The 15,951-nt window shown below is 30.5% G+C and carries 15 protein-coding genes; 8 read left to right on the top strand and 7 right to left on the bottom strand.

The window, feature by feature from the left end:
- Positions 1 to 28 precede the first annotated feature (28 nt).
- The 4 genes from nagB to D1815_RS19900 all read left to right on the top strand — a co-directional run bounded on the left by nagB (position 29) and on the right by D1815_RS19900 (position 6,855).
- On the top strand, positions 29 to 1,939 hold the full coding sequence (gene nagB / locus D1815_RS19915) for a glucosamine-6-phosphate deaminase (RefSeq protein ID WP_118389010.1): 1,911 nt from the start codon (positions 29 to 31) through the stop codon (positions 1,937 to 1,939).
- A 103-nt stretch (positions 1,940 to 2,042) separates the two neighbouring features.
- On the top strand, positions 2,043 to 2,915 hold the full coding sequence (locus D1815_RS19910; protein ID WP_118389009.1) for an N-acetylglucosamine kinase: 873 nt from the start codon (positions 2,043 to 2,045) through the stop codon (positions 2,913 to 2,915).
- Between the two features lie 3 nt (positions 2,916 to 2,918).
- Complete coding sequence (locus D1815_RS19905; RefSeq protein WP_118389008.1) at positions 2,919 to 5,258, top strand: family 20 glycosylhydrolase; 2,340 nt, start codon at positions 2,919 to 2,921, stop codon at positions 5,256 to 5,258.
- Between the two features lie 43 nt (positions 5,259 to 5,301).
- Positions 5,302 to 6,855: a carbohydrate-binding protein gene (locus D1815_RS19900; RefSeq protein ID WP_118389007.1), complete on the top strand. Its 1,554-nt coding sequence runs from the start codon at positions 5,302 to 5,304 to the stop codon at positions 6,853 to 6,855.
- A gap of 240 nt (positions 6,856 to 7,095) precedes the next feature.
- On the opposite strand, the gene D1815_RS19895 is transcribed toward D1815_RS19900, so the two are convergent.
- Positions 7,096 to 7,320: a hypothetical protein gene (locus D1815_RS19895; RefSeq protein WP_118389006.1), complete on the bottom strand. Its 225-nt coding sequence runs from the start codon at positions 7,318 to 7,320 to the stop codon at positions 7,096 to 7,098.
- Positions 7,321 to 7,499: 179 nt separating this feature from the next.
- Here D1815_RS19895 and D1815_RS19890 point away from each other — a divergent pair, with 179 nt between their 5' ends.
- Positions 7,500 to 8,417 (top strand): LysR family transcriptional regulator, encoded by a 918-nt coding sequence (locus D1815_RS19890; protein ID WP_118389005.1) that lies wholly within the window; start codon positions 7,500 to 7,502, stop codon positions 8,415 to 8,417.
- A 149-nt stretch (positions 8,418 to 8,566) separates the two neighbouring features.
- A complete protein-coding gene (locus tag D1815_RS19885) occupies positions 8,567 to 9,433 on the top strand; it encodes a YitT family protein (RefSeq protein WP_118389004.1) in 867 nt (288 codons plus the stop codon).
- Between the two features lie 68 nt (positions 9,434 to 9,501).
- Here the strand turns inward: D1815_RS19885 and D1815_RS19880 are convergent, their stop codons facing one another.
- The 3 genes from D1815_RS19880 to D1815_RS19870 form a co-directional block, all read right to left on the bottom strand.
- A complete protein-coding gene (locus D1815_RS19880) occupies positions 9,502 to 10,467 on the bottom strand; it encodes a sodium-dependent bicarbonate transport family permease (protein WP_027394112.1) in 966 nt (321 codons plus the stop codon).
- Positions 10,468 to 10,522: 55 nt separating this feature from the next.
- Positions 10,523 to 10,810 (bottom strand): hypothetical protein, encoded by a 288-nt coding sequence (locus D1815_RS19875; protein ID WP_027394111.1) that lies wholly within the window; start codon positions 10,808 to 10,810, stop codon positions 10,523 to 10,525.
- 848 nt (positions 10,811 to 11,658) lie between these two features.
- On the bottom strand, positions 11,659 to 12,234 hold the full coding sequence (locus D1815_RS19870; RefSeq protein ID WP_118389003.1) for a nitroreductase: 576 nt from the start codon (positions 12,232 to 12,234) through the stop codon (positions 11,659 to 11,661).
- 71 nt (positions 12,235 to 12,305) lie between these two features.
- Between D1815_RS19870 and D1815_RS19865 the strand changes: the two genes are divergently transcribed.
- On the top strand, positions 12,306 to 13,010 hold the full coding sequence (locus D1815_RS19865; protein ID WP_158594482.1) for a methyltransferase domain-containing protein: 705 nt from the start codon (positions 12,306 to 12,308) through the stop codon (positions 13,008 to 13,010).
- Between the two features lie 2 nt (positions 13,011 to 13,012).
- On the top strand, positions 13,013 to 13,441 hold the full coding sequence (locus D1815_RS19860) for a hypothetical protein (RefSeq protein ID WP_027394108.1): 429 nt from the start codon (positions 13,013 to 13,015) through the stop codon (positions 13,439 to 13,441).
- Positions 13,442 to 13,456: 15 nt separating this feature from the next.
- On the opposite strand, the gene D1815_RS19855 is transcribed toward D1815_RS19860, so the two are convergent.
- From D1815_RS19855 to D1815_RS19845, 3 genes are all read right to left on the bottom strand, one after another.
- The gene (locus D1815_RS19855) at positions 13,457 to 14,578 is read right to left on the bottom strand and encodes a pentapeptide repeat-containing protein (RefSeq protein WP_118389001.1); all 1,122 of its coding nucleotides are present in this window, start codon (positions 14,576 to 14,578) and stop codon (positions 13,457 to 13,459) included.
- Positions 14,579 to 14,720: 142 nt separating this feature from the next.
- Complete coding sequence (locus tag D1815_RS19850; protein ID WP_027394107.1) at positions 14,721 to 14,942, bottom strand: hypothetical protein; 222 nt, start codon at positions 14,940 to 14,942, stop codon at positions 14,721 to 14,723.
- A 209-nt stretch (positions 14,943 to 15,151) separates the two neighbouring features.
- A complete protein-coding gene (locus D1815_RS19845) occupies positions 15,152 to 15,949 on the bottom strand; it encodes a tol-pal system YbgF family protein (RefSeq protein ID WP_118389000.1) in 798 nt (265 codons plus the stop codon).
- Between the last annotated feature and the right edge of the window lie 2 nt (positions 15,950 to 15,951).

Below are 15,951 nucleotides of genomic sequence, written 5' to 3'. Positions count from 1 at the left end.
ATCAATATGGTACTATTAAAAAAGAAAAATGATTAAAGAAATTAAATTCAGACAAGTTGGCAAATTTGAAGATACCAAATTCGAAAAAATCCATAATGAAATATTTCAGGATTCTTCTTATGCTTCTAAATTGGCAGCTTTAGAAATTTCAGATTTAATAAAACAAAAACAAAAAGAAGGTAAGTCTTGTGTACTAGGATTGGCTACTGGATCTTCTCCAATAAAAGTATATGAAGAACTAGTTACATTATATAGATTAGGAGAACTCAGTTTCAATAACGTGATCACCTTTAATCTGGATGAATATTATCCTATGGATACAGATAATCAACAAAGTTATTATCACTTTATGCATCAACATCTCTTTGATCACGTTGACATAAATCCAGAAAATATCAATATTCCTTCTGGAAATATTAATCTAGAAGAAATTGATCAATACTGTATCGATTATGAAATGAAAATAAAAAAACTTGGTGGACTAGATTTTCAATTACTTGGTATTGGTAGAACAGGGCATATTGGATTTAACGAACCTGGATCTCATCGTAATTCTGGAACAAGGATTATAACATTGGATCATATAACTAGAAGAGATGCAGCATCAGATTTTAATGGTTTAGAAAATGTTCCCAAAAGAGCCATCACTATGGGAATAAGCACTATTATAAAAGCTAAACGTATTCTTTTACTTGCTTGGGGTCATAAAAAAGCATCTGTCGTAAAAAAAACTATTGAAGGCGAAATGACCCCTCAAATTCCAGCTTCTTTCTTACAGGATCATAAAAACATTACCGTTATTCTGGATAGTGAAGCAGCAGCCGATCTAACTAGAATTAAAACTCCCTGGTTAGTAGATCAGTGTATTTGGACATCGAAACTTAAACTAAAAGCAGTTACATGGTTAAGTGAGGAAGTGCAAAAACCTTTGTTAAAACTAACTGATAAAGATTATAATGATCACGGTATGTCCAGTCTTCTAACTTTAGAAGGATCTGCATATGAACTTAACATTAAAATGTTTAATCATTTACAAAACACCATCACAGGATGGCCTGGTGGAAAACCAAATGCTGATGACGCTAAACGTCCGGAAAGAGCCAATCCTGCTCAAAAAAGAGTACTAATCTTCAGTCCTCATCCTGATGATGATGTAATTTCTATGGGAGGAACATTCTCTAGGCTTATTGATCAGGGTCATGATGTACATGTTGCATATCAAACCTCTGGGAATATTGCTGTAACTGATCAAGAAGCCTTAAAATTTGGAGAAGTAGCACAACGTTTAGCTGATGGTAATAGTATATTTAAAAATATAATAGACGCTATAAAATCAAAAAATACTGGAGATATTGATTCTCCAGAAGTAAGATTAACTAAAGGTCTTATTCGAACAATGGAATCCTACGGTGCTACTAGATATTTGGGGCTTCCTGATCATAAAGTTCACTTTTTAAACCTTCCTTTTTATGAAACCGGCAGAGCGAAAAAAAACCCTATTGACACTCCCGATATTAATATTGTAAAGGATATTATAACTCATATAAAACCACATCAGATCTATGCAGCCGGTGATCTGGCAGATCCACACGGAACACATAAACTTTGTCTTGATGCAATTCTCGAAACAATATCAATAATAAAGCATGAAAAATTCATGAATGATTGTTGGCTTTGGCTATACAGAGGAGCCTGGCATGAGTGGGATATCCATGATATTGAAATGGCAGTACCATTAAGCCCAGATGAAGTAAATCGAAAAACAAATGCAATTCTTTTTCACCAATCTCAAAAAGATAAAGTAATGTTTCAAGGTGAAGACTCGAGAGAATTTTGGCTGAGAGCAGAGGAACGAAATAAAGATACTGCGGAACGATACGATAATTTAGGGCTAGCTGATTATGAAGCTATTGAGGCTTTTAAAAGACATTATTTTTAACACGTAGCATTGACTTTATTAACTCTTAAACTTTAAAAATGTGTGTTAAAAATCATGAACAAGAAGCTCTTAATTATAAAACAAACCATAAAGATTAGAATCTATGATATTAATAGCAGATAGTGGTTCTACAAAATGTGATTGGATTCTAATGGACTCACAAGGAAAACAAGTATTCTCCCAGACAACAATAGGAATCAACCCATTAAACACATCACAAAACAAAATTGAAAGCATATTATTAGAGATTTCCGAAGTTTCGAAAAAAAGAAATTTGATTAATGAAGTACACTTTTACGGAGCTGGATGTAACACAGAAGCATCAAATCAAAAAGTCAAATCATCTTTTCAATCTATCCTTAAAAATCTCACGGTAATAAATATTGAAGAGGATATTATTGCTGCTGTACACGCTACCACAAAGACACCAGCCGTAATTGTTATTTTAGGAACCGGCTCTAATTGCTGCTACTTTGACAGTAAAAAAATAATACAATATGCCCCTTCATTAGGATATTTACTAGCGGATGAAGGTAGTGGTAATTACTTCGGAAAAGAATTGCTTAAAAGTTTTTATTTACAAAAAATGCCTTCAAGCCTTGCGAAAGAATTTGAAACCAAGTTTGGCTCCAATTTAGAGCAACTCTTTTATAATTTATATGATCTTCGGCAACCTAATGCATACCTAGCCTCATATGCTTTTTTCATGTTTCAACATCGAAATCATCCCTTTATAGAAAGAATGTTATACTATGGAATCAAAGTTTTTATAGACAACTATTTGACACTTTATTCCAAAGAATTAGAAAACAACCCTATACATTTTGTTGGTTCTATTGCATACTATTCCCAGGACATCATTAATAAAATACTGCTTGACAAAGGTTTTACGGCAAAAAGTTTTATCAAAAAACCTATAAACAATCTTATTAATCACATTATCTCTACTAGGAATACACTACAAAAAACAATATAACAAATGAAGAAATCCATTTTCTATATACTATCAATCATTATCTTTTTTATTTCTTGTCATGAAAAAAACACACCAACAACTGCTGTAAATACAAATCCCAGAATTACTCCAATGCCTTTATCATTGCTGGAAAAGCAAGGGACTTTTACAATTGACAAAAAAACTTCTTTCATTGTAAAGACCAATGAAACCCAGAAAATTGCTTTGTTTTTTATCGATGTTATTTATGAAAAAACAGGATTACATCTTAGTACATCAGATCAAAAAAAAGACAATTCCATTTATCTAGTTATAGATCCTTCTGTCGAATTAACCGAAGAAGGTTACTTATTAAAAACCTATGAAAATCATATTGAAATTATTTCAAAAACAGCGAAAGGTCTATTTTACGGAGCCCAATCTTTAATGCAATTACTACCATTTGTCTCTGATGACGACTCCCACGAAAATTTACAAGTCATAATTCCTTCAATAGATATTAAAGATGAACCGGCTTTTAAATGGAGAGGTGTATTACTTGATGTTTCTAGGCATTTTTTTACAGTAGAGTTTATAAAAAAACAGTTGGATTTTTTGGCAACATTAAAGATCAATAAATTCCATTGGCATTTGACCGATGATCAAGGTTGGCGTATAGAAATAAAGCAATATCCCAAATTAACAGAAATAGGTGCCAAAAGGGGTAATAAAAATAGCACCATTTATCATGGATTTTACACACAAGAGGATATTAAAGAAGTTGTTGCCTATGCTAAGGAACGATTTATTGATGTGATTCCCGAATTTGATATGCCAGGACATGCTAAAGCAATTCTTGCATCTTACCCGGAATTAGCTTGTGAAGAAAAGCCTTTTGAAATAAGAGAAATATGGGGTGTGGATTATAACATCCTATGTGCAGGAAAAGAAGAGGTATATGTTTTTATAGAAAATGTAATTACAGAAATGGTAGCTCTATTTCCTTATAAATACTTCCATGTTGGGGGAGATGAAGTTCCTAAACGTAGTTGGATAGAATCTGAATTATGTCAAAAACTGATCAAAAAAGAAGGACTTAAAGATGAAAAAGAATTACAAAGTTACTTTATGGCTCGTGTAGAAAAAATTCTACACAAGTATAATAAAACAATGGTTGGATGGGATGAAATTCTAGAAGGAGGAATTACAAAAACTACCAACATTATGTCTTGGCAAGGAGAAAAAGGAGGTATAAAAGCTGCAAATGAAGGTCATGATGTAATTATGACTCCATTGGACTATGTATATCTTAATTTTTATCAGGGTAATAAACAAGTAGAGCCAATGGCATTTGGGGGACATACTCCATTAAAAAAAACATATTCGTACAATCCAATACCCCAAGCAATAAAAGAACACAGAAGACATCATATTCTTGGATTACAAGGAAATCTATGGGCTGAACAAACCGATAATGATAAAATCGCAGAATATCAATTATACCCCAGATTAATTGCTATTGCAGAAACAGGATGGACTATAGAGAAAAACAAGAATTTTAATAATTTCTTAAATCGCTTAAACAGCTTATATCCAATTCTTGATCATCATGAAATAAATTACCACATTCCATTACCAGAAGGTCCTTCCTCTGATCGGATAGTATTCATTGATAGTATATCCATCCCATTTAACACCACACATCCTGTTAAAATGGTCTATACAACAGATGGATCTAATCCTACCAACAAAAGTGAAGAATACTCTAAAACACTCACATTTAATGAGACATCTATTCTAAAAATTGCATCCATATTACCACATGGAAAAATTAGTAAAACAAGAACTATTGACATTGTTAAGCAATCCTATCTATCGCCGATATCAGAATCAATGGATTTATCTCCTGGTTTAAAAACAAAAACGATAAAAGGTCACTTTTCAAGTGTAGATGATATCAGGAAAGAAACTCCATCAAAAATATCAATCGTACAAAGTATTAAAGAGGCAAATACGACCTTCGATTGGGGACATGAAGTTAAAAAAGAAAATTTTAAAGCAGTATTTCTAGAAGGATATATCGACATCCCAGAAGATGGAATATATTATTTTTCTAGTACACAAGATCAAATATGGATTGGTAATCAATTAGTGATCGATTACAAAAAAACAATAAAAAAACACCCTGAAGAGAGCTCTATTGCTCTTAAAAAAGGAAAACACAAACTTAAAATTGTATATCTAAATAATATCAAGAAAGGATGGGCATCTGATTGGAATACTGTAGAACTAAAATATCGAAAGGAATTAGATAAAGAATATAAAACTGTTAATGAAAAAATGATTTTTTATGAGAATTCTAATAGAAGTCTCTCCCTTAAATAGTTAAAACACTTTCAAATTAAAACCAATATAAACACAAACTCTTATGACAACATTTAAAAAAATCATTGGATGTATCTTCTTAATTCAGATACTATTCTTGTCTTGCACTAATGAAAGTTTTCTTGATGAGGAAAATCTTAAAGAAATCACTCCGGTAATCGATCGGTCTGCAATCACTGAACCTATTATTTTAGGGTACTTCCCATCCTGGTCAGAAAGTTGGACTACAACTGGACAAGGATCCAAACTTAGAGATATTCCCGAGCATGTCACTCATGTCTTTCTGGCTTTTGCAAGACCAAACTTACGATATCAAAAAGGATCTTTAGATATTACAGGAACCGGAATTCAAACTCCTTATGATGGTCAAACTCTAAAAGAATCTGTATCTATTCTTAAAACTAAAGGAATTAAAGTAATTCTTTCTATAGGTGGAGAAACTTACTGGGGCACAAATGCTGCTTACGACATCAATTATCAACAAATAAAAGATTTAGTAGATGATATTGGTTTTGAAGGTATCGACTGGGATTTCGAGCCTAACGGCGGATTTCAGACTATTGGGGAATCAATTAATGTGCAGCGATTTATTAGTTTTTTTAATGAATCTAGAGCACTGATGCCTAAAGGTCAATATGTAATTGCCTGCGCACCTGCAGGTGCAGGAGCTTTAGGAGGCCTTAACAATGATGATCCCTCTTCTCCTTTTGCTCATAGTAAAAGAAATACAGTAACTGGAGAATCCGATACTAACCTATTTAATGCCACATCACCAAATCAAGCAATAAGTTTATTTGGCTTTGCTTCTACAGGTCACATGATCCCCGTAATAAAAGCAGTAGGTGATAAAATTGATTTAATTGCTTATCAAGGTTATAATACAGGAGCAGCTAGCAACAGAACAATTATGTACGACTCTTATAAACATTATGCAGATCAATATGGATTCTCAATTGCGGCAGGTACTCATTATCCCAATGAACCCTGGGGCCCCTATTATACCTACAATTATCAAAATATGGCTGACTTATCTGATCATATTTCTTCAAAAAGTACGACAGATGGTATTATGATTTGGCAAATGTTACTTGAAGAAAATTCATCATCTGCCTATGGGTATTTATATGTGTCAAGTCAAGTTCTAAATGGAACTTCTCAATCACAAGCAATTGCTAATGCTGAAAATTATCCCGAATCGCCATATACCGGAGATAGTGATGGTGGAGATGGAAATGGTTCTGGTTGTTCATCTAGTCAGTGGAATTCATCTGTTGCTTATACAAATGGTAATGAAGTAGTTTATGAAACTTCAGTATATAAAGCAAAATGGTGGACTCAAGGAGATAACCCAATAACTAATAGTGGAAATGGAAAGCCATGGGAATTTATAGAAAACTGCGATGGCGATACTGATGGCGGAGATGGAAATGACAATTGTAATGTAAACCAATGGAACTCATCCACTGCATATGTAACAGATAATGAAGTTTTCTATGACAATGTTATTTATAAAGCAAAATGGTGGACTCAAGGAGATATTCCAGTATCCAACACCGGAAACGGAAAACCATGGGAATTTGTTCAAAACTGTAATTAGCCACAATAAGAATAAAACACTTTTCTAAACTAATTGATTATCATTTTGATAATATTCGAACCGCCTGAAAACAGGCGGTTTTTTTATAACTTACAATATAAAAAAAGTAGTTACTGAATTCAGTAACTACTTTTAAAACAACTAATACTGAAAGTATCACAAATGGATAACCGCAGTGGGCATTTTACGGCTTTCTAACTAATTCAAACTTTTGCATAATTTCATTTTTTCTTTTTCAGATTATGTAATAGATAAGCGTCCTTTTAGTCTTTTATCAATTTTGCGCTTTTTCTCTGTAATCAATTTCATGATATCCATTAAATATGGATCTTTACTTTTCTTATAAATTTCGTTAATACTTAGTACTAATGATTTAGCTTCTCTGGATGCAGAAACTCGATCACTTGTACTCATATTACTCATACTTCTCTTCTGAAACTCTCGTGCTTTTTTTAATAAATCCATAGAAAATACATTTTAAATGAAACTTTTAATTCTAAATAAAACGAAGAAAAATGTTAGGCAAATCTATTCTATCCTTATATTAATTCACACTCTCACATTATTCTGTCTTACCTCTAATTTACAACAGATTTTTCATATATTTTTATTTATATTTGTAATCATATCTATTAACTTTATTTATGAATTATACATTGCATCAGCTGCAAATTTTTTTAAAAATTGCGGAGAAAGAAAGTATTACTAAAGCTTCCGAAGAATTACATTTAACGCAACCCGCTGTTTCAATTCAACTCAAAAACTTTCAAGATCAATTTCCTATTCCTCTTACTGAAGTTATCGGAAGAAAACTTTATATCACCGATTTTGGAAAAGAAATTGCAATTGCAGCTCAAAAAATAGTAGATGAAGTCAATCAAATTAGTTACAAAACAAAAGCGTATCAAGGCCATCTATCCGGTGTTTTGAAAATTTCTGTTGTATCGACCGGAAAATATATTATACCCTATTTCTTATCAGATTTCATGAAACAACATGAAGGTGTAGACCTCATCCTTGATGTAACCAATAAGCAACAGGTTATTAACAGTTTAGAAAAAAATAATGTTGATTTTTCTCTTGTTTCTGTATTACCAAAACATCTACAAATTGAGAAAACAAAACTTATGGAAAATCAATTGTATCTAGTAGGTAACACCTCAGAAAAATTTACAAAGAAAAAATATCAAAAATCCATATTTTCCGAACTTCCTTTAATTTATAGAGAGTCTGGTTCTGGAACCAGACATACTATGGAAACCTATATAGAAAAAAATGATCTTCCTGTTAGAAAAAAAATGGAATTAACTTCTAACGAAGCAGTTAAACAAGCAGTAATTGCAGGATTAGGATATTCAATAATGCCTCTTATTGGTATCAGAAACGATCTAGAAGCGGGACGTTTACAAATCATTCCTGTACAAGGTTTCCCTATAAAATCAATCTGGAATTTAATTTGGTTAAAAAACAAAAAGTTTTCTTTAGTCGCAGAAGCTTTTCTAAAATATGTTGAGGAACAAAAAGATGAAATAATTAAAGACAAGTTTCATTTTTTTAATTGATAAGGTATATATAGAAGATTAATACATATGCCTTGTAACATAATAAATAGTTATGTTTTTCATCATAAATATAAATAAAAATATATGCTAAATAATACTGATTTTTGTATATCAAAGGGTTAACTAAAATCCTTTATAAAATCACAAAAATGACCAAAGTATTTATTTCTAGAATATCCGAATATTTTCAAATCTCTATTGGTGTAATATTTGCTAGTATTGGATTAAAAGCATTTTTATTACCTAATGGTTTTTTAGACGGAGGAGTTACGGGTATCGCTATCTTACTTAATTCTACATTACATATCAATACTTCTGTTATCCTAGTTTTATTGAGTATCCCATTTTTGATTATAGCATATTTTTCAATTTCAAGAGCCATGGTAATCAAATCTATATTAGCCATCATTGGTCTGGCTATTTCCATCCAGTTAGAAACTTTTGATGTTGTAACAAATGATAAGCTTCTTATCTCCATATTTGGTGGATTATTTCTTGGGTTAGGAATAGGAATTACTATAAAAAATGGAGCCGTTTTAGACGGTTCTGAAATACTTGGTATTTATGTCAATAATACTTTTGGTGTAAGTATTGGAAAGGTAATTTTATTATTCAATTTTATATTATTTTCAATGACCGCGATTATAGTCTCGAAGGAAACTGCTATGTATTCTATTTTAACTTTTTTAATAACTGCAAAAATAACAGACCTTACTATTGAAGGTTTTGAAGATTTTATTGGTGTAATGATTGTATCCAAAAAATCAAAAGAAATGAAAAACGCAATCAAAGAAAAATTAGGAGCCGGAATGACTGTTTTTCAAGGAGTAAATGGTTATGGAAATAATGGCCCGACAGAAAACTTCGAAGTAATCCAGACTGTCATAAATAGGTTTGAAATTAGAAAAATAAATAGAATTATAGACAATATAGATCCCGATGCCTTCATTATTGAATACGATGTAAATAAAATTAAAGGAGGTATTTTAAGAAGGTATCTTCATAAAAACAACTAATATCCTTAAGAATAAAAAAGGTTCAAGCTATTTAATCTTGAACCTTTTTTAAAATGTATCCATTATTACTAGTTAAATATTTGTACCAAATACAGATATAATGGTAAGCCTATTGTAATATTAAATGGAAAAGTTACTGCTAATGCCATTGGAACATAAAGACCTGGATTTGCTTTTGGCGCAACTAATCTCATAGCTGCAGGCACTGCTATGTAAGAAGCACTAGCTGCTAAGATTGCCAATAGGAACCTATTTCCAATACTTTCGATAAAAGTAGTACTAATTAAGGCTACTAGAATACCATTAAACAATGGGATCACTATAGAAAAGAGTACTGCGAACCAACCTTTCTTTAAGAAAGAAGAAATCTTTTTTCCACTGGTAATTCCCATATCTAATAGAAATACAGCCAAAAACCCTTTAAAAATATCTGTTGTAAATGGTTTTATACCAGCAGCTTGCTCTTGACTTGCCAAAAACCCTACGACCAAACTTCCCATAATGAGTAAAACACTTCCATTAGTTAATGCGTGCTTTAAAACTTTTCCTAACGGAATAGCATCCTTAGTATTTTTATTCATTATCGACATTAAAAGAACACCTATCATAATAGAAGGCGCTTCCATAATAGCCATAACCGCTACCATATGTCCTCCAAAAGAGATTTGCTCCATTTCTAAAAAAGAAAGTGCGGTTACAAAAGTTACCGCACTTACTGAACCGTAGGACGCAGCTATCGCCCCCGAATTTTCTATACTATACTTTCGCCTTAGAATAAAAAATGTGTATATCGGCACAACGAGTGCCAATACTACTCCAAAAATAAGAGACCATATGATCTCTAATGTTAATTCACTATGAGAAAGTTCTTGACCACCTTTAAATCCTATCGATAATAATAGGTATAGAGAAATAAATTTTGATGAGTTTTCTGGAATTTCTAAATCACTCTTCAGTCGTACTGCTATAATTCCTAAGAAAAAAAATAATAAGGCAGGATTAGTTAAATTATCAATTAATAAATGTAAATCCATAATAAAGACAATACTATCTATTTTTTAAGTTTGAATATGTTTAAAAATTATTGAATTATTTTTTTATTAAAGTAATTTGGATATCGCTCTCAATCTGCAACTCCAAACCTTCTCTTCGAGCTTCCATTATAGTCTCTCGTATTGATTCTTTTGCTTTCATTAATTCATCTATCCTACTATATAATTGAGGCGTATCATCATTACAATCTTGCTCAGTAATACATAATCTCTGTAGCTTATGAAAATTAATTTTCTTATCTATAAAAATGTTAAGAATATCTGATGCTTCTGATGGGCTAAAGACTCCATCCATTAGTTTAACTTTTTGATCTGTAAGTACCATAATTTCAATTTTTATTAATTACTATTAGTTTTAATTTCTAAATACTTTTTAGGTTTTGATTCTTCTTATGATTTATATTTTGAAAAATAAAAGCAAAGACTAGATATGCCTAGTTATTTCATAAATAATCCTGTAAACCTGTAAAGAGGATAAAAGGAGAATTATAAAGAATAAACCTGCAAGAAAAATTTTATTAATTATTTTTATATCAAATGATGTTTAGTTTACAATTACATTTCTGTTTTCAACCGAATAAAAATTCACTTTCATCAATATTTTAAGCAACGCTACTTGTAAAATTTTGCTTAACTAAAAACAAAAGTGAGAACATTTTTTCATATATTTTTATTTATATTTTCAATACAAAACATAAGATAAATTTATGTTTTGAAATATTTATTAATTCATAAAAATATACTCTCTCCTAACGCCTCTAGGAAAATAAGTGTAAAAAAAGCCACATAGATATGTGGCTTTTTTTAAGTTATGAGGATTTAATTTCTAAAATCATCAATAATAAACTGTCTAGTATTTATAAATAAAAGTTTTTTTAGAAAAAAAATAAATATGTAGCTTTAAATAAAAATTTAACAAACATTAATACATAAAGACCTTATTTCAAAAAATTATTGTGAAATCAAAAATATATAAGAAACAAACACCTTGGAATACGGAAAATAGAATAATAACAGGTAAAGTAAATTTTTAAATAATATAAATCAATTATCTATGTCTAAAAAGAGAAGATATAACTAAAATACCTATTCTTGAATGTATTTATTAATTGTAAATACTTAAAATGAAGCATACCACAGATTAATTTATAAATTGGAAGGGTTTTTTATTTACTAATCGAACCATTTTACTTTCTCTTCGACTGGATTTCTTTTAGAAGATAACTCATCTTCTTTATCGTAATTACCTATATAAAGAAAACCTAGGCACCTTTCTCCTTCTTCAAGTTCAAAAAACTGGTCTGCATATTTTATTGATACGGGACTACTCCAATAGCATCCAACGTTATTAGATGCGCATGTAAGCCACATATTCTGGACAGCCATAGCAGTTGCAGCTATTTCTTCCCATTCTGGAACTCGTTCTTTAGCATCTCTTTGCATACATATAGCTATAATAGTATCAGACGCATCACATTTATCTTTAATCTTTTTGACTTTAAATGGCGAAAACTTATCATCTGGTGTGATATCCGTATAGGTATCCGATAAAAAACTTCCTAATCTATCTTTTGTTCCTCCACGTACGACCTTAAAACGCCATGGTTCCGTTAAACGATGTGTAGGAGCCCAATTTGCATTCTCCAATAAGTTTTTAATAAATTCTTTAGAAACTGGCTTATTATTATATTGAGAAGGAAAAATTGCCCTTCGTTCTCGAATAACCTGATTTAAATATTCATTATTCATGAATTTTATGTTTTTAATGTAAAGTTATTATTAATATTGAGACCAATAAAAAATAAATCCTAATTTAGATCTTGAATTTGCGAATTCGTCTTCATACAAAAGAACAACTTGATAATTTATCGCTATCTGGAAAGAAATTATCAAAAGTATTAATAAGCCTAAAATTAATCAATAAACTGTTCGGAAATCACAAGCAGCTAGCTAAAAGCACTCTTGACTATTGTATTAAAAATCCTCAGAAAAAACCAATTCGTATTGTTGATATAGGTTGCGGAGGTGGTGATAGTATTTATAACGTTTTTAGCAAGCTTAATAATAATGGTATTCAAGGTAATTTTCTTGGAATTGATGGAAATCCACAAACTATTAACCACGCTAATTCTTTATATGCTAAAGAGGATCAAATACAATTCGAGATTGGTGATATTCTAGATCCTGCATTTATAATTCCTGATTGTGATATTATCATAAGTAGTCATTTTATATATCACTTTGAAGATGAAGAACTAATTAAATTTATAAAAAGAATACAAGAAAAAGGAATTAAGCATATTATATTTAGCGAATTAAAAAGAAGTAAAATTGCTTATTTTTTATTTAAGTATTCAAGTATTTTTTTACCCATTTCTAAATTAGCCAAACAAGATGGATTAATTGCAATACAAAGGGCTTTTACCATTAATGAATTAGAAAATATTATTAATAAAAGTGACGTAAAAAAATATACTGTACACAAAAAAACATGGTTTAGAACCTTAACCAAAATAGATCTTTAATTATGAAAGAAATCCTTATTCAAAATCTAAAAGAAATAAAGGAAACTCCTAAAACAATGATCTTCACATATATTATAATATATTTTTTATGGGGATTAGGAATGAATCAGTTTGGTGCAGAAATGGAAATTGCAAGATTTAGTTATTGGTGGCAGGTAATCACTTGTTATATCTTGTATATGGTTCCGATTTCAATTTTATTAAAAAAATACAACTTCTTTAATCAATATGCATACGGATTAGTGGCTATGGGTATTCTCGAGTTTCTGGGGTATTGGTTACAAACTTCTTATGTATATCCAAATAACATACTAGACCTATTATTTAATCCTCAGAATTTTAGTTTGGGAATGGCTTTATTTTTTGCTTTATACTTTCCTGCTGGAAACTGGCTAGTTAACAAAGTTCATAGCCTAATTTTCAAAAATTGATATAAACTTTGTTTTTTACTTTTTAACCAAGATAAATTGCTGCTTGCCTTGTTTTTTAACTCGATATTTATCTTGAATATCTTCTGCACCTTTTAGATCCAAAGAATCCTTAACAAAAGTTATCCAATCTTGTCGATGCACAATCACATTATCTAAAACCACATCTGATAAATCAGCATCATCTAACTTAGTTCCCCATAAAGTTGCTTCCGTTAAATCCGCTTCTGTCAAATCTGCCCCATATAATTTCGCATTTGTTAAATCACAACTTAATAATTCTGAATTGGTTAGATCGGCATTAGTAAGATTAGCTCTTTTTAATATCGCATCGGATAGATTTATTCTTTTTAAATTAGCGTACACCAATTCCGCTCGCTCCAAATTAGCCGCAGGAAGATTAACTTCTGATAAATTAGAATGGTTTAAATTGATATACTTTAAATTAACTCCTCTACCCAAGAATATATCTTTAAAATATGTGTAACTAAAATCAGAAGCATCTAAAATCTCTCTGTAAGATTGATCTGCTAGATCACTTCTTAATAAACTAAATAGCAATTGACCTTTTTCTGGACTTATCTCTTTATCAATAAGTTCACCATCAACTTCATATCTATAGGGTTTCATCGCTCTAGACAAGCTCGCTATTCTTGCCTCTAAAACTGGACTAATATTACGTTCACTAGAACCTTTATACTTTAGTTCCTCACTTAGATCAGAAAGCAAATTATCCATAATAAAAACTAAAGAAGAGCGTCGTTCAGCCTCTATTAAATAGTTTTGATTTTTTACTATCCTATTTTGATTGATTACTAGTTTTGTTTGAACTATCAATATGACAGAAGGTATTAATGTCACAAACAACCCAAAAAGACCAATTCTAGTAATCCGCCATATGATATTAGAAGAAACATCAGAAACGGTATCGACAGAAACAGTTTTCGTTTCCTTGTACTCACTGATAGCATTAGTAATACTTTTCTTAAGTTTTATTCCTAAGAGCGGAACACTAGATTTTTTAAGTAACCAAAAACCAACACTTTTTTTCTTTTCTTTTCTTTTTTTAATCTGATCTAATTGATCCTGAAGTTGTTGTTTTTCCTTCTCTAGCTGCTTTATTTGTTCTTGCTCGGTCACTTTACTCTAGGGTTTGGGATTTTGAATCTCCAATATATTAAAGTTAAATGATTAATACCAATTAAAAAAAAGAAAGCCTTTTTATAAAAAAAAGGCTTTCCAAATCTAACATAATAAAATATAGTCCAAAAAAACCATACCCTTACTTTATATAATTAGAAATATCTTCTGTAATACTTTCTACCAACGAAGTTCGTTCTCCATCATCTACTTGATTAATAATCTTTGCTAAAAGCAGTAAGTAACTCGCAACATAATCACTTTTCTTATTCTCATTCACATACTCTTTACCCTCAACCGCTATGAAGGTAATTAGATTACGTATAACCTCTCTTAAATCCGAAATACTTAACTCCTCTTTCATTTTTCAAGTAGATTTGTTTCTAAATTTTATAATGAAAGTAAGGTTCTAACTTTCTAAAAATGAATATAAAACTTTAGAAAAATAGTAATTCTCGATAAAATGCAACTTTTATCGATTTAGAGAATTTTGTAGAAATTTAAAGGAAAAATGTACAGTTAACGAAGGCTCATAAAAGCGCTATCATTAAAATAGTATAATTGATTAAAAGTTTAATCAAGTTGTTCTAACAACTCTTTAGCTTCTAGTTTTTTAAAATTCAAACCATTGTCAATCAATAATTTAAACTCATTCTTCGCTTTCTCCAGCTCATTAATCTTTAAAAAACATAACCCTAAATACCAATGAGCTTTAGAAGAATCAAGACTATCATTGTTCAGTAATTTTGTAAAAGATTCAATTGCATCTTCATTCATATTTAGTTCTAATTGATTGGCACCTAAGTATAAAAGAATTTGTGAATTCGCTTCTTGATTATTTTCTATCATATATTTTTCTATCAGGATCAATGATTCTTCATTTTTTTTATTCCTGAACAATTTTTCTATATCTGCTAATTCAGTAGCTCCATCTCTTAAAACTAATGATGGTAGTACATTCCAATCTTTATACTCCGCATATAATTGACTATTATCAATATCTTTATTAAACTGCCCTAAAAGAAACAGTCCTGCGATAAAAATAGCTGCTATCCCTCCAACATAAAGAAAAATGCGTTTCATTTTAGATGTTTGTGGCTCATCGAAATATGATTGTTCTGCTTTACCAATTGCGTTTTTAACAGACGCTCCTTTATCTCCCTTAAAAAACTCTTCATACTCTCTTATTTTTTTATAAGAAGGCTTTTTATCCGTTATGTTCCAATTTTCACTATCATAAATGGTATTCATTTCTTGATAGAGAGTTAGAGCTTCTTTTGCATCTGGATTTCCATCTATTTTTTCTAGAAAAACGATCGTTTCCTCCTTGGTCATTTCACCATTGAGGTATTTCTCTATTTCCTGCTCCATAG

The sequence above is a fragment of the Aquimarina sp. AD1 genome, from assembly GCF_003443695.1.
GTDB classification, from domain to species: Bacteria; Bacteroidota; Bacteroidia; order Flavobacteriales; family Flavobacteriaceae; genus Aquimarina; species Aquimarina latercula.
Note: the sequence above shows the minus strand (reverse complement) of the source record. Positions and strands in the feature narration are given on the sequence as shown.

Excerpts from the sequence above, each read along its gene's own strand:
- D1815_RS19880 (WP_027394112.1), bottom strand. The coding sequence starts at position 10,467 with ATGGATTTACATTTATTAATTGATAATTTAACTAATCCTGCCTTATTA.
- D1815_RS19860 (WP_027394108.1), top strand. The coding sequence starts at position 13,013 with ATGAAAGAAATCCTTATTCAAAATCTAAAAGAAATAAAGGAAACTCCT.
- D1815_RS19870 (WP_118389003.1), bottom strand. The coding sequence starts at position 12,234 with ATGAATAATGAATATTTAAATCAGGTTATTCGAGAACGAAGGGCAATT.
- D1815_RS19850 (WP_027394107.1), bottom strand. The coding sequence starts at position 14,942 with ATGAAAGAGGAGTTAAGTATTTCGGATTTAAGAGAGGTTATACGTAAT.
- D1815_RS19900 (WP_118389007.1), top strand. The coding sequence starts at position 5,302 with ATGACAACATTTAAAAAAATCATTGGATGTATCTTCTTAATTCAGATA.
- D1815_RS19885 (WP_118389004.1), top strand. The coding sequence starts at position 8,567 with ATGACCAAAGTATTTATTTCTAGAATATCCGAATATTTTCAAATCTCT.
- D1815_RS19875 (WP_027394111.1), bottom strand. The coding sequence starts at position 10,810 with ATGGTACTTACAGATCAAAAAGTTAAACTAATGGATGGAGTCTTTAGC.
- nagB (WP_118389010.1), top strand. The coding sequence starts at position 29 with ATGATTAAAGAAATTAAATTCAGACAAGTTGGCAAATTTGAAGATACC.
- D1815_RS19890 (WP_118389005.1), top strand. The coding sequence starts at position 7,500 with ATGAATTATACATTGCATCAGCTGCAAATTTTTTTAAAAATTGCGGAG.
- D1815_RS19905 (WP_118389008.1), top strand. The coding sequence starts at position 2,919 with ATGAAGAAATCCATTTTCTATATACTATCAATCATTATCTTTTTTATT.
- D1815_RS19845 (WP_118389000.1), bottom strand. The coding sequence starts at position 15,949 with ATGGAGCAGGAAATAGAGAAATACCTCAATGGTGAAATGACCAAGGAG.
- D1815_RS19895 (WP_118389006.1), bottom strand. The coding sequence starts at position 7,320 with ATGGATTTATTAAAAAAAGCACGAGAGTTTCAGAAGAGAAGTATGAGT.
- D1815_RS19910 (WP_118389009.1), top strand. The coding sequence starts at position 2,043 with ATGATATTAATAGCAGATAGTGGTTCTACAAAATGTGATTGGATTCTA.